The sequence below is a fragment of the Rhodococcus qingshengii JCM 15477 genome, from assembly GCF_023221595.1.
In the GTDB taxonomy this organism is placed as follows: Bacteria; Actinomycetota; Actinomycetes; order Mycobacteriales; family Mycobacteriaceae; genus Rhodococcus_F; species Rhodococcus_F qingshengii.
The window spans coordinates 6,045,284-6,067,328 of record NZ_CP096563.1 but is presented as its reverse complement, the minus strand read 5'-3'; the positions used below and the strand labels follow the sequence as shown (position 1 = coordinate 6,067,328).

22 protein-coding genes are annotated in these 22,045 nt (G+C 61.4%); 11 read left to right on the top strand and 11 right to left on the bottom strand.

Annotated elements, in window-relative coordinates; all coding sequences use genetic code 11:
* Nucleotides 1-45: 45 nt before the first annotated feature.
* On the bottom strand, nucleotides 46-744 hold the full coding sequence (locus tag M0639_RS28010; protein ID WP_225320187.1) for a TetR/AcrR family transcriptional regulator: 699 nt from the start codon (nucleotides 742-744) through the stop codon (nucleotides 46-48).
* 219 nt (nucleotides 745-963) lie between these two features.
* Between M0639_RS28010 and M0639_RS28005 the strand changes: the two genes are divergently transcribed.
* Genes M0639_RS28005 through M0639_RS27995 form a run of 3 tightly spaced genes read left to right on the top strand, consistent with a single transcriptional unit; the run spans nucleotide 964 to nucleotide 4,465 of the window.
* On the top strand, nucleotides 964-2,334 hold the full coding sequence (locus M0639_RS28005) for an MFS transporter (RefSeq protein WP_007735697.1): 1,371 nt from the start codon (nucleotides 964-966) through the stop codon (nucleotides 2,332-2,334).
* Nucleotides 2,335-2,348: 14 nt separating this feature from the next.
* Nucleotides 2,349-2,813, top strand: a complete 465-nt coding sequence (locus tag M0639_RS28000) for a MaoC family dehydratase (protein WP_003943225.1) — start codon at nucleotides 2,349-2,351, stop codon at nucleotides 2,811-2,813.
* Complete coding sequence (locus M0639_RS27995) at nucleotides 2,810-4,465, top strand: AMP-binding protein (RefSeq protein WP_231915209.1); 1,656 nt, start codon at nucleotides 2,810-2,812, stop codon at nucleotides 4,463-4,465. Before M0639_RS28000 ends, M0639_RS27995 begins: the two co-directional genes overlap by 4 nt.
* 7 nt (nucleotides 4,466-4,472) lie before the next feature.
* Here M0639_RS27995 and M0639_RS27990 read toward each other — a convergent pair whose 3' ends face one another.
* The 3 genes from M0639_RS27990 to M0639_RS27980 form a co-directional block, all read right to left on the bottom strand.
* A complete protein-coding gene (locus tag M0639_RS27990; protein ID WP_225320185.1) occupies nucleotides 4,473-4,835 on the bottom strand; it encodes a hypothetical protein in 363 nt (120 codons plus the stop codon).
* Between the two features lie 88 nt (nucleotides 4,836-4,923).
* A complete protein-coding gene (locus M0639_RS27985; protein WP_007735701.1) occupies nucleotides 4,924-5,361 on the bottom strand; it encodes a hypothetical protein in 438 nt (145 codons plus the stop codon).
* Nucleotides 5,358-6,083 (bottom strand): TetR/AcrR family transcriptional regulator, encoded by a 726-nt coding sequence (locus M0639_RS27980; protein ID WP_054826724.1) that lies wholly within the window; start codon nucleotides 6,081-6,083, stop codon nucleotides 5,358-5,360. Before M0639_RS27980 ends, M0639_RS27985 begins: the two co-directional genes overlap by 4 nt.
* A gap of 100 nt (nucleotides 6,084-6,183) precedes the next feature.
* Between M0639_RS27980 and M0639_RS27975 the strand changes: the two genes are divergently transcribed.
* Nucleotides 6,184-6,561, top strand: coding sequence for a VOC family protein (locus tag M0639_RS27975; RefSeq protein WP_030537422.1), 378 nt, complete (start codon nucleotides 6,184-6,186; stop codon nucleotides 6,559-6,561).
* Here the strand turns inward: M0639_RS27975 and M0639_RS27970 are convergent.
* Entirely contained in the window at nucleotides 6,549-8,129 is a 1,581-nt protein-coding gene (locus M0639_RS27970) for an AraC family transcriptional regulator (protein ID WP_231915208.1), read from the bottom strand. The genes M0639_RS27975 and M0639_RS27970 overlap by 13 nt on opposite strands.
* 141 nt (nucleotides 8,130-8,270) lie before the next feature.
* Between M0639_RS27970 and fepB the strand changes: the two genes are divergently transcribed.
* The 5 genes from fepB to M0639_RS27945 are packed head-to-tail and all read left to right on the top strand — an operon-like array spanning nucleotide 8,271 to nucleotide 13,101.
* Nucleotides 8,271-9,284 carry a Fe2+-enterobactin ABC transporter substrate-binding protein gene (gene fepB / locus M0639_RS27965; protein WP_030537421.1) on the top strand — a complete coding sequence of 338 codons (1,014 nt, stop codon included), beginning with the start codon at nucleotides 8,271-8,273 and terminating at the stop codon, nucleotides 9,282-9,284.
* On the top strand, nucleotides 9,277-10,335 hold the full coding sequence (locus M0639_RS27960; protein WP_064073395.1) for a FecCD family ABC transporter permease: 1,059 nt from the start codon (nucleotides 9,277-9,279) through the stop codon (nucleotides 10,333-10,335). Before fepB ends, M0639_RS27960 begins: the two co-directional genes overlap by 8 nt.
* Nucleotides 10,332-11,387 carry a FecCD family ABC transporter permease gene (locus M0639_RS27955; protein ID WP_082893088.1) on the top strand — a complete coding sequence of 352 codons (1,056 nt, stop codon included), beginning with the start codon at nucleotides 10,332-10,334 and terminating at the stop codon, nucleotides 11,385-11,387. Before M0639_RS27960 ends, M0639_RS27955 begins: the two co-directional genes overlap by 4 nt.
* Before the next feature lie 25 nt (nucleotides 11,388-11,412).
* Nucleotides 11,413-12,237, top strand: coding sequence for an ABC transporter ATP-binding protein (locus M0639_RS27950; protein ID WP_003943123.1), 825 nt, complete (start codon nucleotides 11,413-11,415; stop codon nucleotides 12,235-12,237).
* 21 nt (nucleotides 12,238-12,258) lie between these two features.
* Nucleotides 12,259-13,101, top strand: a complete 843-nt coding sequence (locus M0639_RS27945) for a siderophore-interacting protein (protein ID WP_064073396.1) — start codon at nucleotides 12,259-12,261, stop codon at nucleotides 13,099-13,101.
* A 17-nt stretch (nucleotides 13,102-13,118) separates the two neighbouring features.
* Here M0639_RS27945 and M0639_RS27940 read toward each other — a convergent pair whose 3' ends face one another.
* Nucleotides 13,119-14,468 (bottom strand): lipase family protein, encoded by a 1,350-nt coding sequence (locus M0639_RS27940; RefSeq protein ID WP_064073403.1) that lies wholly within the window; start codon nucleotides 14,466-14,468, stop codon nucleotides 13,119-13,121.
* A 293-nt stretch (nucleotides 14,469-14,761) separates the two neighbouring features.
* Between M0639_RS27940 and M0639_RS27935 the strand changes: the two genes are divergently transcribed.
* The gene (locus tag M0639_RS27935; RefSeq protein ID WP_058038428.1) at nucleotides 14,762-15,403 is read left to right on the top strand and encodes a TetR/AcrR family transcriptional regulator; all 642 of its coding nucleotides are present in this window, start codon (nucleotides 14,762-14,764) and stop codon (nucleotides 15,401-15,403) included.
* 82 nt (nucleotides 15,404-15,485) lie between these two features.
* Here M0639_RS27935 and M0639_RS27930 read toward each other — a convergent pair whose 3' ends face one another.
* From M0639_RS27930 to M0639_RS27910, 5 genes are all read right to left on the bottom strand, one after another.
* On the bottom strand, nucleotides 15,486-16,223 hold the full coding sequence (locus M0639_RS27930; protein ID WP_064073397.1) for an SDR family oxidoreductase: 738 nt from the start codon (nucleotides 16,221-16,223) through the stop codon (nucleotides 15,486-15,488).
* Entirely contained in the window at nucleotides 16,220-17,695 is a 1,476-nt protein-coding gene (locus M0639_RS27925; RefSeq protein ID WP_064073404.1) for an aldehyde dehydrogenase family protein, read from the bottom strand. The genes M0639_RS27930 and M0639_RS27925 overlap by 4 nt, the downstream gene beginning before the upstream one ends.
* A 133-nt stretch (nucleotides 17,696-17,828) precedes the next feature.
* Nucleotides 17,829-19,013, bottom strand: a complete 1,185-nt coding sequence (locus M0639_RS27920) for a winged helix DNA-binding domain-containing protein (RefSeq protein ID WP_064073398.1) — start codon at nucleotides 19,011-19,013, stop codon at nucleotides 17,829-17,831.
* Nucleotides 19,013-19,564: a histidine phosphatase family protein gene (locus M0639_RS27915; protein ID WP_064073399.1), complete on the bottom strand. Its 552-nt coding sequence runs from the start codon at nucleotides 19,562-19,564 to the stop codon at nucleotides 19,013-19,015. The genes M0639_RS27920 and M0639_RS27915 overlap by 1 nt, the downstream gene beginning before the upstream one ends.
* A 14-nt stretch (nucleotides 19,565-19,578) precedes the next feature.
* Nucleotides 19,579-20,985, bottom strand: coding sequence for an FAD-binding oxidoreductase (locus M0639_RS27910; RefSeq protein ID WP_064073400.1), 1,407 nt, complete (start codon nucleotides 20,983-20,985; stop codon nucleotides 19,579-19,581).
* Nucleotides 20,986-21,125: 140 nt separating this feature from the next.
* Here M0639_RS27910 and M0639_RS27905 point away from each other — a divergent pair, with 140 nt between their 5' ends.
* Entirely contained in the window at nucleotides 21,126-22,025 is a 900-nt protein-coding gene (locus M0639_RS27905) for a LysR family transcriptional regulator (protein WP_003943243.1), read from the top strand.
* Nucleotides 22,026-22,045: the final 20 nt, after the last annotated feature.

Genomic DNA, 22,045 nt, shown 5'->3' with positions numbered 1-22,045 from the left:
TTCAGTTCGTACCAGAGCCGGGAGTTTCGGGGGGGGGGGGGGCGGTTAAAGCTCGGACTGTCGCGCGAATTCGCTCTGTGCAGTGGTTCCCCAGATCTCGGAGGACTGAGTCTCGGGCTCGCTGTCCAGCTTTCGGACGTCGTGAATGAACTCCACACCGTGCAGTTCGTCGGACGGAACCGACAGAAGCTTGCACGTGGTGCTGACGAAGAATCGCTGGACATCTTCCAACTCGAGACGCCCACCGGGCCGGTACCAATGCGCGACCCCGGTACACATCTCGAGTATCGCGAGTCGGCTCAATGCCAGATCTTCGATGTCGAAGGCGCCCACGCGTTGTCCGCGTTCGAGGATCTGTCCGAAAAGTTGCTCGTACTCGTCGCGCAGGGTCTGCAACTCGATGCGGTTGTCTCCGGTCAACCCGCGCATCTCGTACTCGGCGACGCGGGCAGTCAGTTGGTTGACGGCGGTAATGCCGACGTGTGACGACACCAGGCCGGCGAGCTGGACTACGGGATCGGCGCTTCGGCGCATTGCCCGCTCTCCCGACTGCGTCAGCTCGTCGAGGCAGGACCGAATGATCGAGGCCAACAGTGACTCTTTGCTGCCGACGTAGTGGTAGAGCGTTGCCGAGTTGATGCCGGCTTCGGCTCCGAGCTCACGAATGCCGGTGGCGGCGAATCCTTTCGTCGCGAACAGCGTGACTGCCGCCCGTTGAACGCGCCCCAGGTCCATGATCCTCATTTCGGTTGGTTGCCCAATCATGCTAGCATCGCCGCCGAAATCGACCGGCTGTCAATCAGTCGATTGATAGCTGTTTGTGTACTGGCAAATTGCATCTCAACTAATCAATCGATCGATTGAAATACGCTTGACTGTGCCCTGGGTCACTGCATAGTCTCCTTGTCGAGCCTCCCTCTCGGTGCGAGAGCTAACAGGGCACTCCATACAAGGAGCAATGACATGAACGACGCGAATCCCCCATCTCCCGCAACTGTCGACAGGCCTGCCCTGCGGCGTGTGGCCGGATCGGTTCTGGTCGGCACCACGATCGAGTGGTACGACTTTCAGATCTACGGCGCCTCCGCCGCGTTGGTCTTTGCGCCGCTGTTCTTTTCGGGCGCAGACCCCGCGCTGGCGACAATTCTTTCCTTCGCCACCTTCGCTGTCGGCTTCCTGGCGCGGCCACTCGGCGGTGTTGTGATGGGCCACTTCGGCGACCGCATCGGACGCAAGAAGGTCTTGGTGCTCGCACTTCTCTTGATGGGAGCAGCGACGTTCCTGGTCGGCGTCCTTCCGACCTCCGCCCAGATCGGTGTGTGGGCCCCGATTCTTCTCGTATTGCTGAGACTGATTCAGGGCTTCGGCGTCGGGGGTGAGTGGGGCGGTGCAGTTCTGACTGCTGTGGAATACGCACCCAAGAACCGCCGCGGTTTCTACGGCAGTATGCCGCAGGTCGGTGTGCCTGCTGGCCTTCTGCTGGCGACGGCCGTCATGTTCGGCACCAAGGCGCTCACCGGGGACCAATTCCTGGTGTGGGGGTGGAGAATTCCCTTCCTGCTGAGTATCGCGTTGGTCGCCGTCGGGCTTTACATTCGCACCGCGTTGGAAGAGACTCCCGCATTCGCTCGCGTGAAGCAGCAGAACACTGCGGTCAAGATTCCGATGGTCGACGCGTTCAAGAACTACCCTCGTCAAATCATTCTTGCCGCAGGTTCGATGATCAGCACGGGCGCTTACTTCTACATCCTCAACACCTACAGCCTGACCTACGCCGATCAGTTCGATCTGCTGTCCGGAAACCTCATGCTCGGAGCGGTCATGGTGTCCGCGCTCGTTGCAGTCATCTTCATTCCGATCTTCGGTCAACTGTCCGAAAAATTCGGCCGACGCCGGATCCTGATGGTCGGCATCACCGGCATGGGAGTGTGGGTCTTCGTTGCATTCGCCGCGATAGATACCGGCAACTTCTGGATCACCACCGGCGCATTGGCAGTCGGCGCATTCATGCTCAGCATCTCGTACGGGCCGCAGGCGACGTTCATCGCGGAACTGTTCGACGCACGGGTGCGGTACAGCGCAGCGTCCATCGCTTTTCAGATCGGGGTGCTCTTGGGTGGTGCAATCGCGCCGATGGTTGCCGCCATGTTGGTTCGCGCAACCGGTGGATCGCTTGCGGTCGCTGTGTATATCGCTGCCCTGTCTGTTATTTCGCTGATCAGCGTCTACTTCGTCCGTGACACCGACCTCGACGAAGGAAGTCGCGACATGTACATCGATGACAACGGGGCGTATCTGCCGCCGGTCGATCAACGCTCCACGGTTGTCAACTAATAGAGGAAACTTCAATGATCACAAAGAGTTTCGAAGAGATCTCTGTCGGAGACATTGCGGTGACGGACCCGCGGGTCGTCACCGAAGACTATGTGCGAAGTTTCGCCGACCTCACCTGGGACCGCCATCCCCTTCACCTCGACCCCGACTACGCGCAGCAGACGCGCTTCGGTCGCCAGATCGCCCACGGTGCCCTCATGTTGTCCACCTTGCTCGGTCTGGTGGAGTTGGACCCCCGTTACCTGCAGTGCTTCTACGGGCTCGATCAGGTCAGATTCCACCGGCCGACTTACCTCGGCGACTCGGTGCATGCGGTGTCGGAAGTGCTGTCGGTGCGCCCTCGCTCGGACGGTGAGACCGCGATCGTGACGTCGAAAGGCTCACTCGTCAACCAAGACGGAGACCTTGTCTTCTCCGGCGAATTCTCATTCCTGGTAGGCGAGACCCATTCCCTCGACCTCGAAGTGGGTGCTCGGTGAGTTCTCGGCGGCATATGTCATGGTGGCAGGACCTCGAAGCAGAACACTTCGAATGGGCTGTGCCAGAGCACTTCAACATTGCGCACGCATGTGTCGATGTACAGAATCCCGATGATCTGGCCCTCGTCGTAGACACCGGTGGGCACTGGGCGCGGTACACATTCGGTGAAGTCGCCACGATGAGCCGAAAGTTCGCGACCGTGCTCGCGGATCTCGGCTTGGTCTCAGGCGATCGCGTCGGTGTGATGGTCCCACAGGGAATCGAGGTTCTGGCGACACATCTGGGCGCCTTCCGATCCGGAATGGTGACCGTTCCACTTTCGGTCAAGTTCGGATCGGATGCGTTAGTACATCGGATGCGTGACTCCGGCGCGAAAGTTCTTGTGGTCGAGAAGGACTGCTATGAGAGAGTTGCCGACGGAATCGGTGAGATACCGGGTCTCGAAGCCGTAATCGTGGTCGGAAGGCTCGATCGGCTCTCCGATTCGACGCCCGTGCAAATCCTCGATTTCCACAGCCTCGTCGACGATGCCGCAGAAAGTAGTGAACTGGTAGCCACGGGCCCCGATTCACATGCCATCATCATCTACACCTCAGGGACGACCGGGAATCCGAAAGGCGCGCTCCACGGGCACCGAATTCTCCTGGCGCACATGCCCGGTATGCGGACGGCGTTCGACAATGCTCCGCAGCTGGGAGACGTCTTCTGGACGCCGGCAGACTGGGCCTGGATCGGTGGTTTGTTCGACGTACTGTTCCCCGCACTTGCGTTGGGGTGCCCCGTAGTTGCGACGCCCGACAAATTCACGCCTTCGCGTGCGGTCGAGATTCTGAGCCGTCACAAGGTGACGGGCGCCTTCATTCCTCCCACTGCCCTCAAGCAGATGCGAAGCATCGGCATCGACAAGACTGCTGCGCGTGGTATTCAGCTGCGGGCATTGGGAACCGGTGGTGAGGCACTCGGTGACGCGCTGCAAGCCTGGGTTGCGAGCACTCTCGGCGTAGCTGTCAACGAGTTCTACGGGCAGACGGAAATGAATCTGACCATCGGGACTTCGCGGTCGAAGTGGAACCCCGCCAGCGGTTCGATGGGTCGGGCCTTTCCCGGCTTCGAAATCGCCCTACTCGATCCGCTCGGCGAGCCGGTCGAGATTGGTGAGGTAGGCGAGATCTGTGTAAAGGCAGGCAATCCCGGACAGTTCCTCGGATATTGGAACCAGCCGTCGAAGACCGATGAAAAGGTGTACGACGGTTGGATTCACACCGGTGATCTGGGTCGGACTGATGACGCCGGGAACTTCTGGTACCAGGGACGTGCCGATGACGTCATTTCGTCCGCGGGGTACCGAATCGGCCCCGGAGAGATCGAAGAGTGCCTGCTCTCGCACGACGAGGTAGCCATGGCAGGTGTCATCGGTGTTCCGGATCCGTTGCGCGGCGAAGCGGTTCACGCTTTTGTCGTACTGTCCGAGGGGTCGAACTCCTCGGAGGAGCTCCGTCAGGAGTTGCAGACCCACGTGAAAAGTCGCCTTGCTTTCTACCAGTACCCCAGGGAGATCACGTTCATCGACAGCTTGCCGCTCACCACTACCGGCAAGATCCTCCGACGTGAACTCCGAGTGCTGGCCACCTCCGCGAACGGACTCGGCTAGCAGAGGGCTACATGTTGGGTAGGACCACCACGAAGAACCAGCCGCTCAGTGCCAGACCGATGAATCCGGTGAAGAGGCCGACTATTGCATCCCATGGCAGCTGGCGGGCATTCGAGAGCAGATGCCCGCCAGACTTCTTCGGGTGACGTCGGAGCGCGAAGATTCCTGTTGTGATCGCGCCGACGCCCAGCAGGATGCCGAAGCCGAAAGCCCAGAACAGGAGTACCGACAGCGCGCCGAGCATCTCAGACCGCTCACTCCAGCGTGCGATGCGCTGTGTTTCGGTGGGCGGAGGCCACTTGTGTGAAGGCGACAGAGCTGCTCCGAAACGGCGGGTGTGGTGACGAATTGACTGGTCGCTGAGAAACATTGTCCACCACGCCTGGAGTTGAGTCGATGTGCCGCTGGTATGTACTCGTCTACCCCGTCTTCGCGGATGTATTCCGCTGATTTCGAGGCTAGGTGGTTGCCGCTTCTTCCCAGGAGTTTCCATTCCACACGATGGAGATGGGGTATTCGTTGTTGACCCCGTTTTCCCAGTAGTCGATGACGCCGTGGCGCTCCGATTCGAGTTCGATCCAGCCGATGCTGAATCCCCCTCGAAGTACGCGTTGAGCCCGGCGGTCGATCTTGTCCAGGGAACTGCAGAGTCCTCGCACGCGGGAGTCGATCCAGCCCGCAGAGGCATCAAGAACGGTGATCTCGACGATGCTCGCGTCGCTCAGCGGAATCTCGATGAGAAGCTCGCCGGAATCTCGTACCTCTCGAGTCGATCGATTCTCGTAGGCGTGCAACAGCTCTCGCGGTTCGAACACCGAAGGGTCGCCGTCGGACCGTCGAGACCAACCGAAACGCTGCACGGACACATTGTCTCCCACGAATTGCAGGAATGTCATTCGATGTGAATGAGGCCGTCCAGGGCGTCCAGTACCCGGTCCAGCCCGAACTCCCAGGCCGCCTCGGGGCTGTACGGGGAGTTCTTGGCCTCGCCGGCCGCCCCTCCGACTCGCTGCGCCAGCGGGAAGTCGTCGCCGAGATAAGCAGCCAGACGCTGGTTCCAGGACGACCACACCTCGGCCATGTCGGCTGCTCGGGGGTCAGGGCGCCGCGCTTGCGCCGAGGATCGGGCGAAGTCGGCGACAAATGTCAGGGCGGAGTCCCGGTCGATGTCGCTCAGTCCCGTGCCGTCGAAGGCGTGAAGTTCGTGGTCGTACTTCGCGATAGTTCCCGGACCCAACGCGGAGCGCTGATCGGAGATGTCCAGGAGCCACCAATGCTCCGTATAGAGGACAAGTTCTTCCTCGGCGACCCGACGCACACGTTGGCGCCAGGTCATGTTCCCGTACGGCAGGAGTGGGCTGTGTCCGTGTACGGCGTCGACCATGAGCACCAGCAGATCGTCGCGGGATCCGACGTGGGTGTACACCGCCATGCCCGAGATTCCGAGTTCGGCGGCCAATCGGCGGACCGTCACGGCGTCGAGGCCGTCGGTATTCGCGACGGAGATCGCGACGCCGACCGCCTGTGAGGTGGTGACCTTCGCCCGCGGGCCGCGGGTGCCACCCTTCGGTGCGAGGGGGTGATCGCGCCAGAGCAGGTCGATCAGTTCGCGGGCCATCAGTCGTCTCCAGAAATCGGGAATACCTCAACGGTGGTATACCTTATACGGTGCATACTGTATGCACTGCATAAGGTTTATCGATCATGGGAGGCCCACGATGAAAATCACCAGCACTGCTCTGTCCTTGAACGTCGCCGACACCGACGCATCGGCAGACTTCGCGAAAACCCATTTCGGTTTCACCGAGGCCATGGCCGATGACGGCTTCGTTTCCCTGAATCATCCGGATGCCGGGGTCAACGTGGTCTTCCTGCGCACCGGGCTCGGGACGTTCAAGCCCGACTTCGTCGCAGGTCCGGCCGGTCAAGGCTTGCTCATTGCATTCGTGGTCGACGATGTCGACGCCGAGTTCGCCCGCATCGCTGCTGAAGGTGCCTCCGTCGTCACCGAACCGGAGACGGAACCGTGGGGTGAGCGTTACTGCCAGTTCGTCGACGCCAACGGAATCGTGTGGCAACTCGTTCAGTGGGTGTGAAGAACCCGAGCGCTCGGCTCCGCGGCGCGCGGCACAGAACGTAACCAGAGGGCGCGTTCGACGGACTGGGCTTGGAAGCGCTGCGGTGAGATCCCGTGCGCAGTGCGAAACGCTCGGCTGAATGCGGGCAGGTGCGCGTAACCCAGGTTCCTCGACACCGTGCCGGGTGCAACCCCGAGTTGGAGTTGGGTGCGTGCCTGGGTCATCCGTGAAAGCGATCGCCACTGCGGATACGTGGTGCCGGTTTCGATACGGAACTCCCGGCGCAGCCTGGCCGCGTCAGTACCGAACTCTTGCGCCCACTCGTCCAGAGTGCGAGGGTCGGCCGGGCGGGCGGCGGTCGTCGCTGCCAGTCGTGTGGCAATCGAAGCGGTGGGCGAGGTGTTCGAAACCGGTTGTGCAAGAGGGCCGGTGGCGATGATGTCGAATGCCATGGCGCTGTCGTGGCCGCGCGGGCGCAAGGGCGTGTAGGCGGCGACGAAAGTGTGCAGCAATGCCAACTCGTCAGTGGGGGAGAACTGCACGGTCTCGAGGGCGTCGGCAGATACGGTCGACCCGTTCGAGGAACGGAAGCCGAGCGGCAGAAGCAGTGAACCAGTCGGAACCGTGACGGTATTGAGGACGCCTGCAGGAAGAATCATGGCCTTTCCGGTGCGCAGTTCCCAACTGCGGTCCGCGACGTCCACCCGGGCTTGGCCTCGGTAGACCCACACGGCGACGTGGGCGCCGTTGACGCGCGGCCACGTCGCATTGGCCGGTATCGGCGGCGTTGTTTCCCCGGGCTGCCTGGGCTCTGCGAGCATGCGGACCAATGCTTGATCGTTGTCGGTGTCCACGCTGCGATCGGTTGGACCGGAGAGGGCCCGGCGGCGATAGTCGCTCGGGCTCTCTCCCATCTGGGACCGGAACGCACGCGTGAATCCGCTGCCCGTTTCGAAGCCGACTTCGTTTGCAATCCAACCGATCTCGCGGTCCTGCTTCAGGTACTCCAACGACGCGGCGATCCGAGCTCGAAGCCGCCAGCGCGTGAAGGTGAGGCCGGTTTCTTCCACGAAGTATCGCTGGAGCGTTCGAATGCTGATCCCGGCACGCTTCGCGAATTGTGCCTCGGTGTCGTCGGTGCCAGGTGTTCGCAACAGGGCGTGCGCGATCTCGAACGCTTCCCGTGATTGCGGCAATTGCGGCAGCGAGGTGGCCCCGTCGTCGGCCCGGGTAATCATTTCGAACAAGGACGACGGGTGTGCAGCGTCGCCGCGCAGATAGCCCAGGTTGTGAACGAACTCGTGGATCAGTCTGTCTTCCCATCCGGGCGGAACGCGCAGACGCGTCACGGTAGCCGGCCCGGCGCTGACGCCGTTCGAGGGCGGAAGCAGGATGGGAAACGCGACGGAATCCGAGTCAGTCTCCATCGAATATCGCACGCCCGCCGGGATCCACAACAACTCGCCCGCCGGCACCTCGTAGACGGTCGATCCGGTCCTGACGCGTCCACTACCTGCGAGAACCCAGAACAACAGCGGTGAGCGGCCGATGCTTGGCTCGGTGCGGCAGGCGCGGATCGGCCCCAAGTCGATTGCGTCCGACCTTCCCGATAGTGGTAACACATTGGCGCTCCTGGACAACCCTTTCGACTTAAGTATGGCTAACTTTACCTCTGCCGACTGTGTTCGCAGCGGCGCACTCTCGTATCTTCAGAAAGCCACATACTCATGCGCAGATCTCTACGCCCGGCGGCGGCAGTACTCGCCGCGGTCGTCGCCCTCGCTCTTGCCGGCTGCTCGAATTCGTCAGGTAGTGACACCGGAACCGAGGGCACCCAGGAAACCTCCGGGGCCACCGAGGGCTGGCCGCGCACCGTCGATCACGGCGGCCGTAGTACCGAGATCACTGCAAAGCCGACTCGGATCGTGTCCACCTCGCCGTCGTTGACCGGCACGCTGCTTGCGATCGGAGCGCCGGTGGTCGCGAGTGCGGCGACAACGCCGTCGGGAATGACCGATGACCAGGGGTTTTTCTCCCAGTGGTCGGGCGTGGCGGCTGATCGTGGCGTCGCGGTGCTCTACCGAAATCTCGAGCTGGACCTCGACGCGATCGAGACCTTCGAGCCCGATCTGATCATCGGCTCCGCCAACGGCGGCGACTCGACACTCGATGCCTACTCACAGCTGAGCGACATCGCACCCACTGTTCTTCTCGACTACGGCGCCAGCTCCTGGGAGGAGCTCGCTGATCAGCTCGGGACTGTCACCGGACTCGAGAGCGAGGCCGCCAAAACCGTCGACGAATACGACAGCTGGGTCACCACCCAAGCCGCGAAGATCAAACTTCCCGAGCAGCCGGTGACGGCACTGGTCTACATGGGTGCCGACGGTGTCTGGACGTTCCGAGCCGACAGCCCGCAGGGCAATCTGCTGGCCTCGCTCGGCTTCACCTATGCCGAGCCCGCCGAGCAGTTTGTCGCTCCGGACAAGCGGGGTGCCTCCGGCGTCGCGATCGTCAGCTCCGAAAACATGTCTGCCGCACTAGACGGGGCGCAGACGCTGTTTGCCGTCTCGATGGGGCCCAAGGACGTGGAGAAGCAACTCGCGGCCGACCCGCTCCTTGCGAATCAACCTGCGGTCAAGGGTGATCGGGTATACGCGATGGGAACGGCAGCCTTCCGTCTCGACTACTTCAGTGCAAAGCAGACGGTCGAGTCGCTGGTGTCCACGTTCGGTGGATGACCGCGTGGGCGTTTCTGCGCAGTCCCGGACCGAAGCGCCACCGCGGTCCGGGACGGCCGCGCGTGCGGGGTTGTTGGTCCTCGTCTCCATCGTTGTAATCGTGCTGGCATCCGTCGGCGGACTCGTCATCGGCTCACGCAACATCCCCGTCTCCACTGTCCTCGATGCAGTTCTTTCCTACGACGCCGGTAACAACGAGCACCTGATTGTGATCGAATCACGTTTGCCTCGAACAATTCTCGGGCTTGTGGTCGGGGCCGCGCTCGGACTGGCCGGCGCGCTGATGCAGTCGATCACCCGCAACCCTCTGGCCGATCCGGGACTACTCGGTGTGAACGCCGGAGCATCAGCAGCAGTCGTGATTGCGATTGCCTATCTGGGGGTGACTTCGGCCGGCGGCTATCTGTGGTTCGCGCTTGCCGGCGCGGCCGTTGCCTCGGTAGGTGTGTACATGTTGGGGTCGGCGCATCGCAGCGCCGCGACCCCAGCGCGCATGGCGCTTGCCGGTGCCGCTGTTGCGACGGCGATCACGGCTCTCACCAGCATGGTTCTCATCAGTAACGAGGCCGCATTCAATCAGTTCCGATTTTGGGCAGTGGGTTCGTTGCAAGGCCGCGGCGGAGACGTGATCGTCACTGTTCTGCCCTTCGTCATCGTCGGTATCATGTTGTCGTTGTTGCTGATTCGTCCACTCAACGCAATCGCGCTCGGCGAGGATGTCGCCAAAGGGCTCGGTGCCAGCACCGGACCCGCACGGGTCGGATCCGCTGTCGCAGTCATCCTGCTGGCAGGGGCCGCCACTGCGGCGGCTGGACCGCTCGGATTCGTGGGCCTGGCTGCGCCGCACATCGTGCGCGGTGTCGTCGGGCCGGATCTGCGATTTCTTCTGCCGTGCGTGCTCGTTGTCGCCCCGGCATTTCTGCTCTTGGCCGACGTTCTCGGTCGCGTTGCCACAGCGCCGGGAGATCTGCAGACGGGGATCGCCGTGGCGGTGCTCGGTGGCCCCTTGTTTGTTGCGCTCGTGCGCTCGCGGCGGGTGGCGTCGCTGTGAACGCGATTGCAGCACAGCCGGTTCCACCGCTGTTCCGCGGTTGGGTGGTTCGAATCGGGTCGTACTCGTGGCGGATAGTTCCGCGAGTGCTGTTCGTAACCGTGACAATCAGTGCGGCATTGGCGGCGCTCTCGTTTGCCACGCTGATGTATGGAACCCTGGATCTGTCCTTGGGCGAAGTATGGCGTGCCCTGCACGGCGAAGGCGCCCCAGCGGCGGTTCGGTCCGTCCAGAATCGCAGGCTGCCGCGGCTGATCACGGCGATCGGCGTGGGCGGAAGCCTCGGTGTGGCCGGCGCGGTTTTCCAGACGCTTTCGCGCAACGTTCTCGGATCGCCGGACATCATCGGTTTCACCACCGGCGCTGCGACTGCAGCCGTGGTTCAGATCGTCTTCTTCGGAGGCGGGGTACTGCAGACCGCGGGCGCCGCTGTTCTCGGCGGCATGCTGACGGCGCTTCTGGTGTACGCGCTGGCACGCAAAGACGGCGTCAGCGGCGGTCTTCGACTTGTCCTGGTCGGTATCGGCGTGGGCGCGATGCTGAGCGCCGTGATGTCGTTCCTGGTGGTGCGTGCGGATATCGACGACGCCACCGTTGTGCAGCAGTGGACGGCCGGCTCGCTGACCGGGCGCGGTTGGCCACACGCGGTCAGTGTTGCGATCGCCGTCGGTGTTCTCGTTCCTGCTCTCGTCGTGGTGTCCCGGCGCGTCACCATGATGGAGATGGGCGACGACGCAGCGTCCTCGCTCGGGATCTCCGTGGAGCGATACCGATTTGCCGGCATTCTGCTTGCGGTCGCGCTCACCGGCGCGGCGACCGCGGCCACCGGCCCCATCGCATTTGTGGCGCTCGCCGCTCCCCAGATCGCACGACGGTTGGCACGGCGCAGCGGTGTTCTTGTCGCGACTTCCTTCCTGCTAGGCGCAGTTCTGCTGGCGGGCGCCGACTTGATCGCGCAAGCGGTCGAGGTCGGTCTCCGCACTCCGGTCGGTCTTGTCACCAGTCTGCTCGGTGGTGCCTATCTGATCTGGCTGCTCGCTCGTCAGGCCTGAAAAAAACTCGCTACGAAAGAGATTCATGACTACTGCCACCCCAACATCGCGGCTGCGCGCCGAGAAGATCGAACTACGGTACGCCGATCGAACCATCGTGGACGAGTTGAGTCTCGAGATCCCCGATGGAGGGTTCACCGTCGTCGTCGGACCGAACGGGTGCGGCAAGTCGACATTGTTGCGTGCGCTCGGCAGAATGCTGACACCTCGATCGGGTCGTGTTGTGCTCGACGGTAACGATATTCGGTCCTATCGAACCAAAGAAGTCGCCCGGCGAATCGCCCTGTTGCCACAGTCCCCGCTCTCGCCTGGAGCGATCAGTGTCGCAGACCTCGTATCCCGCGGCCGATATCCGTATCAGAGCATGCTGCGCCAGTGGTCACCCGAAGACGAGCATGTTGTCTCCGAGGCCCTGAATGAAGTCGGAATGCGATATGCAGCAGACCAATTGGTGGACGAGCTGAGTGGGGGACAACGTCAGCGGGTATGGATCGCCATGACGCTTGCGCAGCGCACCCCGGTGTTGTTGCTCGACGAACCGACCACCTTTCTCGACATCGCCCACCAGATCGAGGTTCTCGACCTCTGTTCCCAACTCCACCAGTCCGGTCGAACATTGGTCGCGGTCCTGCACGACCTGAACCTCGCGGCCAGATATGCCACGCACGTAGTTGCCATGCGGTCCGGAAAAATTGTCATGCAGGGCAGTGCCTCGGACGTCTTCACCCCTGAGTTACTGCGCGAAGTCTTCGACCTCGAGGCGCTGGTTCTCGAAGACCCGGAAACCGGACGGCCACTTGTTGTTCCGCGTGATCGAAGACCTGTCAGTCAACTACCCGTCCACAACTGAACCACCGATCAGGAGATATCAATGACTACCGCATCTCGACCTGAAGAAACTGAAACGTCTGCGTCGGCAAAGGCGCCACGCGGAGAAGACCACGACCGCGGTCTCAACGACGTGGTTGCCGTCGTCGAACGCGTCGAACGGCCGACCGAGAGCATCTTGCGCATCGCCGTCCAGTTGACTTCGTCGGCGGACGACCCGAATTGGTTGCGGCCCAACGTCGCATTTCGCATCCAGCTCGGTCCGCAGTACGGCGACGTCTCTCGCGTCTACACGGTGCGCACCTGCAACGCGCCGAGCAGTTCGATGACCTTCGACGTAGTGCTGCACGGCCACACCAGCCCTATGATGCGCTGGGCCGACGACCGTCGTGTGGGTGACACGTTCTCACTCACCGGTCCTCGCCCGCACTTCCTCGTTCCCGAGATCGCTGATCGCCGCGTCGCACTGTTCGCCGACGACACCGCGATACCTGCCCTCTATTCGATTCTGCTTCAGTGGCCCGAGGGACTGACCGGCGTCGGCTGGGTCGCCACCGGTGACGCCGAGGCTTTCGCGGAACTGCCCGTGATCCCCGGCCTCGAGCTGCACCATGTCGAAGATGGCCTCGCCGAGTACGCCGTCGAACTCGATAACCCAGGAGACTACGCGGTGTGGGGTGCCGGGGAACGGGACGAGATGCGAGCCATTCGAGCGCATTTCCGCAAGACAGTCGGCCTGGCGAAGGACGATGTAGTTGTCTTCGGGTACTGGAAGCGAGGGGTCAGCACTACCGAGATAGATCAGAACCGACTTCGGAACTACACGAGCATCCTCGAAAACGGCGGCACGCTCGCAGACATCGACGATCTGGCAATCGGTATCTGATGCGACTGTTGGATTTGTCAGCCCGCCGCGTGTTCTTCCGGCGCCAGGGAATTGCCCGGTGCGATGTTCGAGCAGTTGTTCGGCAACTGACTTCCGTTGAAACGGTCGTTGAGCCAGGTGATGGCGCCGGGGAGCCACAGCGCGCCACCCGGAACGTGACTGATGGTGTCGTACTGGTCGTACTGGATGGACAAACCTGCGTCGCAATAGCGAGTGGCGAGTGAGCGGACGTCCCCGGCAACCATGACTCCGTCGCCAGGGCCGACGCCCGGTCCACCTGGCTGGGTGCCCTCGAGGGCTCCGTTTGCGGCTTGAGCGATGAACATCGGGATGGTGGGTATCGGCGCGTTGCCCATGTTGATCTTGTTGGCCACGTCGACGTACTCGGGCACCGAGTTGGGGTTCGCATACTCTGGTTTGGCAAGGTCCTGCCAGGTCACCCCCGGGTACTGCAGGATGACGTTCCCGATCGAGGCATCCTCGATCCGAGGTAGGAGTTCGCGTCCGCGATCGCCCAGATACGGGTCGAAATCTATGTCGTAGGCACGGGCAAGTCCGACGACCGCCATCCCGACAACGCCTGCCCAACCGATGCTTCCGTTTGCGTACCGGAGGTTGTTTGCCGGGTTGACCAACAGACCACCCTGGGCGGCGCCGATCAGGTCCTCGTTGATGTCCGGGGCGTAGTCCGGCGCGAGGATGGACGCCCAGTTGGTGGCGATTGCTCCGCCCGAGTATCCCATCAGACCGATCTCGGCTGAGTCGGAAATACCTGTCTCGGATGTGTTGCGAGCGGCACGGAGGGAGTCGAGAGTCATCATTCCGTATTCGGGTCCTGCCGCGAAGTCCGCGTTCGGGCCCTCGGTGTCGGGAATGACGACGGTGTAGCCCAGCGCCAGTAGAGGACCGAACATGACGGCTTCGCCGGAAGCGAGAGTCCCGCCGAAGGCGACATTGCGCCCGCTGACGGTAAGGCTGCCGATCGGGGTGTCCCCCGCGATTGCTCGTGACGGTCCGTCTTCCGGGTTCAGCGAATCGTAGGCAGACTGGAACGAGACAACTTTGTCCGGCTGGGCATTGGGTGGTCGAAGAATCGATGTGACATTCGCAGACGGCCGGCCGAGAGCGTCGGTCGACCGGTACAACACCTGTACGGCTTGCAACGGGGTAGGAATGTTGACGACGTGATAGGGCAAGGTTCTCGTTTTGAGCACGGCCCCAGGCTGATACGACGACAGCGGTGCCGAACCGTCGTACTGATAGAAGGAATCCGCCGACGGTTGCGCGGCGACAGTAGGTGCTGTGATGCCTGTGAGTGCAATGGCTGTCAGCGCCACCGCTCCCTGAAAGAGAATCTTTGATGCCACGATCGACCCTTCGGTTTCGTATGTCTCTCGGTACTTGACGGGCTGGTGTGATGACGACCACACGTTATCTTACTTTTGAGTAATAAACGAGAGGCTTGCGCCGGTTGTTTGAATCATGCATGGACGCAATGTGATTGAGATCTTTGAAGTGGCCTTGCTAATTCTGCTCAGGGTGCCATGTGTACGATACGACTAGTAGCTGTCGCGACGAGCTGCTGCCTTGGGCTGTTCCGGGTTGTCCGATTCCGGGAAATGTTCTGTGCTGCACGGTATTGAAGGACGAAGGAGTGGACATGGGTAAGCGCGCTCCCGATGACGGCGTGTTTCGAGACTCGGCCGGCGCCCAGGCTGGACTGCTCACTCCTCCGAGCGGTGCACGTAGCGAGGCGGCCCACGAGAAGGCCCTTCGGTCAGCGGAAGCGCTTCTGAAATCCGGGGGAATGAAGGCGGCGACCATCGATGCGATCTCCGAGCAATCGGGCGTCAGCAAAGTCACGCTGTATCGGCACTGGCCGTCGCGGCAGGCGATCGCCGCTGAAGCGTTCGGTGTGCTCATGGCCCGGCACTTGACGTTTCCGGAGACCGACAGTGCGCAAGACGATTTGAACGATTACCTCGAGGACATCGGAAGGTTCTACCGAGGTCCACTCGGGTCGATCTTTGCCGAACTTGTCGGCGCGTGTGCCAACGACCCGACGACGGCTGCATACTTCCGTACCTTCTTCCTCGACGAACGTCGTCGCGGCTTCGCCGAACTGATTCGACGATGTGTTGAGTCCGGATACTTCCGCGACGACATCGAGATCGAGGAAGCGATCGATCTCTTCTTCGGTCCCTTGATCTACCGGATGTTGGTGGGGCACGCGAGTATCGACGACAACACGGTGCGCTCGATCATCGATCATGCAGTTCGTGGACTCCGGAACGGTGTCTAAAGTGGATATTCGCTGAAATCCTTTGTGCTGGAGAGGGTACTGCCCTCTCCAGCGTTGCGCGATGTGTGTCAACTCGGCACTGTCAGCTGAGCATTTTCAGCACGTTCTGGTACTCACCGTTGATCTCGGCATGACGAAGTGGCTTGGCCGCTTCGACCACAATCTCTGTGGCGTTGTCGTCAGCTTTCAGTAGAGCAATGGTTTCTTCGATGTAATCATCAAGGGGTAGAGCCGATTCCGAGTTCTCCTGGTTCATCAGTGTGGTGCGGACGCCCGGTGGGATGAGTTCGATGCACTGGATCGAAGTATCGGCGAGTTGAACGCGCATGCTCTCGGTGAAGAGATGAACGGCAGCTTTCGTGGCGTTGTACGTGGGCGTGATGGGAAGTGGGACGAAGCCGACGGCGGATGACACAGTGGCGATGGTGGCGGTCGGCTTCGTCAACAGATGCGGAATGAACTGGCCGACCAGTCGAATAGTGCCGAGTAGGTTCGTCGTGATCGTTCGTTCGGCGACGTCGAGGAAGTCCGGGTTCTTCAGGTCCTCCGGGTACATGATTCCCGACATCGTCACAAGGACGTTCAGATCGGGAAAGTCCTCCGTTACGGATTCATACGCCGTTCGAATGGATTTCGGGTCGTCTACGTCGATGACGACGGTACTGATCTTCGGATGCTTGCTCGAGATCTCTTGCAGCAGAGTGGATCGCCGTCCACCGATGATTACCTTGTTCCCCTCGTTCTGCAATGCCACTGCAAGTGCGAGCCCGATACCGGAGGTTCCGCCGGCAATGAAGATGGTATTTCCCGAGATATTCAATGTGTGTTTCCTTGGTTTGTCGTGGGCGTCGACGTGGCGACAGTGATGGATTTGAGTTGGGTGTATTCGTTGAGCGTCTCGAGGCAGAACTCTCGCCCGAGACCGCTTTCCTTGAATCCGCCGAAGGGGACGCCGCCTCCCAGATTGAAGTACTGATTGATCCAGACGCAGCCCGCATCGAGACGGTCCGCGGTTTCCATGGCGTTCTTCAGGTTCGAGGTATAGATCCCAGCAGCGAGTCCGTATGGAGTGTCGTTGGCTTCTGTGATCACTTGCTCGTAATTGTTCCACTTGAGGACGCACAAAACAGGCCCGAAGATTTCGTCTTGCGCAATTCGCATCGAGTTCGTGACCTCCAGAATTGTCGGTTCGACGAAGTTTCCGGCTTCGAATCCCGGCACTACTGTTCGGTTGCCGCCGGTAAGTACTTGTGCGCCTTCTTCGATTCCGGAATTGATCATCGAGATCACACGATCGGCATGTTCCTTGTGGATTAATCCACTCAGTTCGGTGTCCTCCTCGAGTGGTGGCCCGACTCGCAATGATCGGAATCCTGCAACGAGTTTTTCCACGAAGGCGTCGTAGATATCCTCGTGGATGAACAGACGTGTTCCGGCTAAGCAGGATTGACCGTTGCACATCAGGACGCCGGAGGTCGCGTCTGCGACTACCGCATCGACGTCGTCGATGTCAGGAAAGACGATGCTCGGACTCTTGCCGCCGAGTTCGAGAGTGGTCGAGATCAGTCGGGATGCTGCGGCGTGTGCCACCAGCCGGCCGACTTCGGTGCTCCCGGTGAAAGCGAGTTTGCTGACTTTCGGATGACCGATCAGGGCTGCGCCGGCCTCTTCGCCGAGGCCGGGTACAACATTGAGAACGCCTTTCGGGAACACTTCGGCGGCGATCCTCGCCAGTTCCATGACTGAAACACAGGCATTTTCATCAGGTTTGAGTACGACGGTGTTTCCGGCAGCGAGAGCGGGAGCAATCTTGAATGCCGTCATCACAACGGGATCGTTCCAGGGAATGATCTGTCCGCACACGCCCAATGGTACCCGTTTCGCAACCAGATACCCCGAGGCCAATTCGCGGCCGAAACCGTGGTGCGCCAACGAAACTGACGCAAAGTATCGTAGGTGCGACACTGCGGCCCGATAGTCTTCTCGCATCTCCCTGATGTGTCGCCCGGTGTCCATGCACTCGAGTTGGGCAAGCTCTTCAGTTCGTTCCTCCACCAGTGCGGCAAACTGCAAGATTTGTGCGGACCGTTCTTCGGTCGTCAGGCCTGCCCACGCCGGAAATGCCCGTCCGGCGGCTTCGACCGCATCATTGATTTCTTCTGCCCCGCATCGGGACAGTGTGGCGAGCAGAGCGCCGGAAGCGGCGTCACGCGCCTCGAAGGTGGATGTGCCGATGGCTCGGAACGCTCCATCGATGTACGCACCGTATTCACGAACTGCTTGACCTTCCATGGATCCTCCTAGATCGGTCAATCGGTGAAGTTCGAAGTGTACTGTACGTTTCGTACACTTGTCGATGGTTGCCGTGCCGCGCATGGATGGCGTTAGCAGAAAGACCAGCTAGAACAGCGTTCTGGTCACATCGTCAAGGCGTGGCTCCAGCAATTTCAGCCGCCTGCTTCATAGCCTGTGAGACGTACCCCGTGCCGATTCTGACGCCGCCCAGCCACTCGGTGAGGCGCGCCGCCTCGGCATCGAGAGAACGTCGCGCAGACGCTGACACGGTCTCGAGCAATCGGACGTGAACCACACCGGTTTCATCTTGGATCCAGCACCCCACGACGCGACCGTCGACCCAAGCGGTGGTGCCGGCATTACCGCGGGTGTCGAAGAGTTGGTTGCGGTGCGGGCCGAGGTAGAAGTCACGGTTCTTCCACCCCATGATCGTCGGGTCGAGCACCGGTAGGAGTGCCACCCAAGGACCTGGATCAGGCACCGTGGCGACGTCATCCGGTAGCAACCAGCCGGTGTCGCCTCCGTCGAGTGAGACTGCAACGGCGTCGAGTTCGGCGAGGGCGGCCCGGACGACCGTCTTCGTCGAGCCCAGCCACCAGACGATGTCGTCTTCCGTGCCCGGTCCGAAGGTGTAGAGCCAACGGCGGACTATTTCTCGATAGCCGTCTGCAGATTCGAGATCGACGGGGGCGTCGTCGAGCCAGTGTCGAGTGAGAGTCCACAGTGGGCGTGAGACGGGGAAGCGGGCGGTGTTGGTGCCGCGCATGATGTCTGCGGTCGCCCCGAGATGCGTGAGAACCCTGGGTGCCGACCAGATTTCACCTGCCGAACCCTCGACCTTGACGTCTGTCATCGGCACGGCCTGACGAATCTCTACCGCTGAAAGCCCTTCAGGCCTATCGGTGAGCAACTTCAGCACTTCCGTCCGTGCGCGATCGAGCCAGTCGTTGCCGTCGACGGCGAGTCCGGCCTTGACGACATCCTTGGCCATTCGTGCCCGCTCGGTGTTCGCGACGCGGGCGGACGCACTCGACCACGCGGCCGGCAGCAAGTCGCGGGGAAAGGTGAAGAGTGTGCGGCGCATTGCCAATTGCTTCACGAGACTGCGTTGGTCGTACAGGGCGCGGTCGACATCGGCGGCGTCCACGGACCGAACCCTCGCCCAGCAAGACAGATAGACCGTCGCTGACTCGGTGGCGTGCAGTACCGTCATCGCCCGCGTGGCAGCTTCCGGCGAATCGACGTGAAACATTGGCTCCAGCGCATGACGTACTCCTATGCGAGCACGGCGTTCGTCGTCGGAGACATGGCGCATCAGGCCATCGTGCCACAGTCCAGGTGCGTCGTATCAGCTAGTTGCACGAGGGTTCGGTTGCGCCAGTAGTCGTCGTGTCGGAGATGTGTGATTGCACCCGGGGTGGTCGCGAAGGTCGCAAATCCTGCGGCTTCGACGGGAATCTGTAGCCAGGCGGAGACGACGAATGTGTGTGCAAAGCCGTGGGTTACGACGATGTGATCGTGATCGAGGCGGTTGTTGTCAGGGGCCGGGACCTGCCGCTGGGCCAGCCACGAGTTCGGGCGTCCTTCGGCTTCTCCGAAGCTGATTTCGCGCAATCGAGTGTCTGTTGTCGCCGGAGCATCGAGTGTCCGGGCGATGATCGTGGATGTCTCGGTGCACCGTTCGAGGTCGGACGAGGTGATGCGGACCGGGCGCGAAGTTCCGGTGCGTCGTCGTTTCAGTGCTTCGGCGATCAAACCTGCATCGCGCCGACCAGCGGGGGTGAGAACCGAATTGTGCCAACCGCCGACTACGTCCTGCGCTGTGTGTTCGGCATGAGGATGAGTGACGACGTAAAGATCCTGCATGAGACCCCTTTTGCTTACCCGACTTTTTCCGGCAACAGTATTCCAGGGTTGAGGATTCCACGGGGATCCCAGGACGATTTGATCAACTGCATTGCGGCGATGTCGGTTTCAGTGCGCCCCAGCGATATCCACGGCGACTTCGCGCGGCCTATCCCGTGCTCGGCGCTGATGCTTCCATGGTGGGCGGCGACGAGTCGGAACACCATATCGGTCAGTTCGTGTGCGACCCTCGGCTCGGCATCCAGAAGGTTCACATGAATGTTTCCGTCGGCGAAGTGCCCGAACAGGATTGGCCGCACGAGGGGGAATCGTTGTGCCAGGCTTTCTCGGAGGTTGTCGATGAACATTCCCATCACGGACAAGGGGACGGAGATGTCGAGCTTGACTACCGGCGTCGTCGACGACGCGCTGATGCTTTCGGTATGGCTTTCCCGCAGAGTCCACAGTTTTCGAGCCGGCCCAGGCTCGACCGTCGCGTCCTCGATGAGGTCGGCAGAGTCGGAGAGTACTTCGAGGAGCGACTCTTCCGTTTCGCGCGGTGATGACACCTCGATGAGTGTGTACATCGGTGAAGGGGTGCCGAACGGGCGACGGGCATCGGTGTGTGCGCAGACGAGGGAGATGCCGTCGTCGGTCATGATCTCGGCGGCTTCGACGGTCAATCCGCTCTGACGCACGCGATTACACAAAAGTAGCGCTTGATCGACGTCGCGTACACCCGCGAGCACGACCTGGGTGTCGGTCGCCGGGGTGACCAGCTTCATCAGGACCTTGGTGATGACTGCGAGCGTTCCCTCACTTCCGGCGAGAAGTCCTGGAATGTCGTATCCGACATTGTCTTTGACGAGTGGAGTCCATCTACTCAGTACCGAACCGTCCGCGAGCACGGCTTCGATACCGAGTATCTGTGCGCGTGTATTTCCGTATCGGACCATGCGCGTCCCACCGGCGTTGGTTGCGACGATGCCGCCGAGTGTCGCGGATTCCTTTGATGCCAAATCGATTCCGAAGCGGAGACCGTGTGCCGATGCCGCCAGGTCGGCGCGAGCAACGGTCACGCCGGCGCCGGCTGCGATTGTCCGACCGATGGGGTCGACGGCTTCGATCGTCTCCAGACGTCTGGTACTCAGCACCACGGACCCAGTCGAGGCGATTCCACCACCGACCAGTCCGGTGTTGCCGCCTTGCGGTGTGACGGGAACCCCCGCGTCGAAGCATGCTCGAAGAACCGCAGACACTTCGGAGGTGTTGCCGGGGCGGATGACCGCGATCGCGTCGCCGATCCAACGTCCCGTCCAGTCACGTGTGTAGCCCTCGATCAGTTCGGGATCGGTAAGCACATGCGTGTGGCCGACGATCTCTGCGAGGGCGTCGATAAGCCTCGCGTCTGTTGCAGGTTCAGTGAGTGCTCGGGGATTCATGTGCAACCTTGTGATCGTTCGGGTGACAATTTTCGGGAGACAGACGGTGGATCAACGTGAACTCGATCCTCCGACCTCAGGTGACGCCGTGTCCAAGACCAAGTAGTGACACCACCATCTGTTTTTCTTATAATCGCCGTATGAACCTGCAGCGTGCCCGTTATCTGATCGCTCTGTCGGATCATGGGAGCTTCACTCGAGCCGCTGCGAACGTCCACGTCGCGCAATCGGCCCTCAGTCAACAGATCAAGGTTCTCGAGCGCGAACTCGGAGTTCCGCTGGTGGATCGTCGGGGTCCGCAGTTCACCTTCACGGAAGCCGGCAAGGTGGCGGTACGAGAGGCGCGCTTTTTGATCGGGTGTGCGGACCGGGCTGTCGAACGAATTCGGTTGGCCGCGCGCGGTGTGGACGGAGAACTGCGCATCGCGTACACCCGTTCGTGGGCGGGCGGAGCAGTCGCGGATCTGGTCAGCACCTATCGAAGGCTCTACCCGGGCGTCGAAGTTGTCGTTCATCGTGGCACTTCGGCGCAGACTGTCGACCTCGTCCGAACCGGAGCCGTCGACATCGCGGTTGTTCGCCCGCCGCTCGATGAAGACGATCGAGAACTTCCCCTGATCGTCCTCGACACCGAACCTATCCTGGTCGCTGTGCCCGTCGATCATCCGTTCGGAGATCGAGCGACGCTCGAACTCGGAGATCTGGTGGACGTCCCCGTTGTGTTCTGGCCGGAGGCCAACGCCCCGGGGATGTATTTGCGTACGCTCGAACAACTTTGGCCAAACGGGGCGCCCAGCATCGTTCGATTCGAGGCCGACGACGAGCAGGTGCTGCATGCCGTCTCGGACGGGGTGGGTATTGCGCCGATCCCCCAGGGCAGAGCGCGGATGCTCCGCATCCCGGGTGTCCATCTATGTGAGATCGCCGGTGAGCAACCAACCCTCGACGTGGCAGTGACCTACCGGCCGGATAATCCGAATCCGGCGCTTGCGCCGTTTGTTGCGCTCGCTGAACGCGAAAGATCGTCAACCACTGCGTAGTACCTGTGATGCGCGGTGGG

Bases quoted from the DNA above. Each gene is read 5' to 3' on its own strand.
- M0639_RS27950 (WP_003943123.1), top strand. From the start codon at position 11,413: ATGACTACTGCCACCCCAACATCGCGGCTGCGCGCCGAGAAGATCGAA.
- M0639_RS27925 (WP_064073404.1), bottom strand. From the start codon at position 17,695: ATGGAAGGTCAAGCAGTTCGTGAATACGGTGCGTACATCGATGGAGCG.
- M0639_RS27905 (WP_003943243.1), top strand. From the start codon at position 21,126: ATGAACCTGCAGCGTGCCCGTTATCTGATCGCTCTGTCGGATCATGGG.
- M0639_RS27935 (WP_058038428.1), top strand. From the start codon at position 14,762: ATGGGTAAGCGCGCTCCCGATGACGGCGTGTTTCGAGACTCGGCCGGC.
- M0639_RS28000 (WP_003943225.1), top strand. From the start codon at position 2,349: ATGATCACAAAGAGTTTCGAAGAGATCTCTGTCGGAGACATTGCGGTG.
- M0639_RS27990 (WP_225320185.1), bottom strand. From the start codon at position 4,835: ATGTTTCTCAGCGACCAGTCAATTCGTCACCACACCCGCCGTTTCGGA.
- M0639_RS27975 (WP_030537422.1), top strand. From the start codon at position 6,184: ATGAAAATCACCAGCACTGCTCTGTCCTTGAACGTCGCCGACACCGAC.
- M0639_RS27980 (WP_054826724.1), bottom strand. From the start codon at position 6,083: ATGGCCCGCGAACTGATCGACCTGCTCTGGCGCGATCACCCCCTCGCA.
- M0639_RS27920 (WP_064073398.1), bottom strand. From the start codon at position 19,013: ATGCGCCATGTCTCCGACGACGAACGCCGTGCTCGCATAGGAGTACGT.
- M0639_RS27945 (WP_064073396.1), top strand. From the start codon at position 12,259: ATGACTACCGCATCTCGACCTGAAGAAACTGAAACGTCTGCGTCGGCA.
- fepB (WP_030537421.1), top strand. From the start codon at position 8,271: ATGCGCAGATCTCTACGCCCGGCGGCGGCAGTACTCGCCGCGGTCGTC.
- M0639_RS28010 (WP_225320187.1), bottom strand. From the start codon at position 744: ATGAGGATCATGGACCTGGGGCGCGTTCAACGGGCGGCAGTCACGCTG.
- M0639_RS27915 (WP_064073399.1), bottom strand. From the start codon at position 19,564: ATGCAGGATCTTTACGTCGTCACTCATCCTCATGCCGAACACACAGCG.
- M0639_RS27985 (WP_007735701.1), bottom strand. From the start codon at position 5,361: ATGACATTCCTGCAATTCGTGGGAGACAATGTGTCCGTGCAGCGTTTC.
- M0639_RS28005 (WP_007735697.1), top strand. From the start codon at position 964: ATGAACGACGCGAATCCCCCATCTCCCGCAACTGTCGACAGGCCTGCC.
- M0639_RS27910 (WP_064073400.1), bottom strand. From the start codon at position 20,985: ATGAATCCCCGAGCACTCACTGAACCTGCAACAGACGCGAGGCTTATC.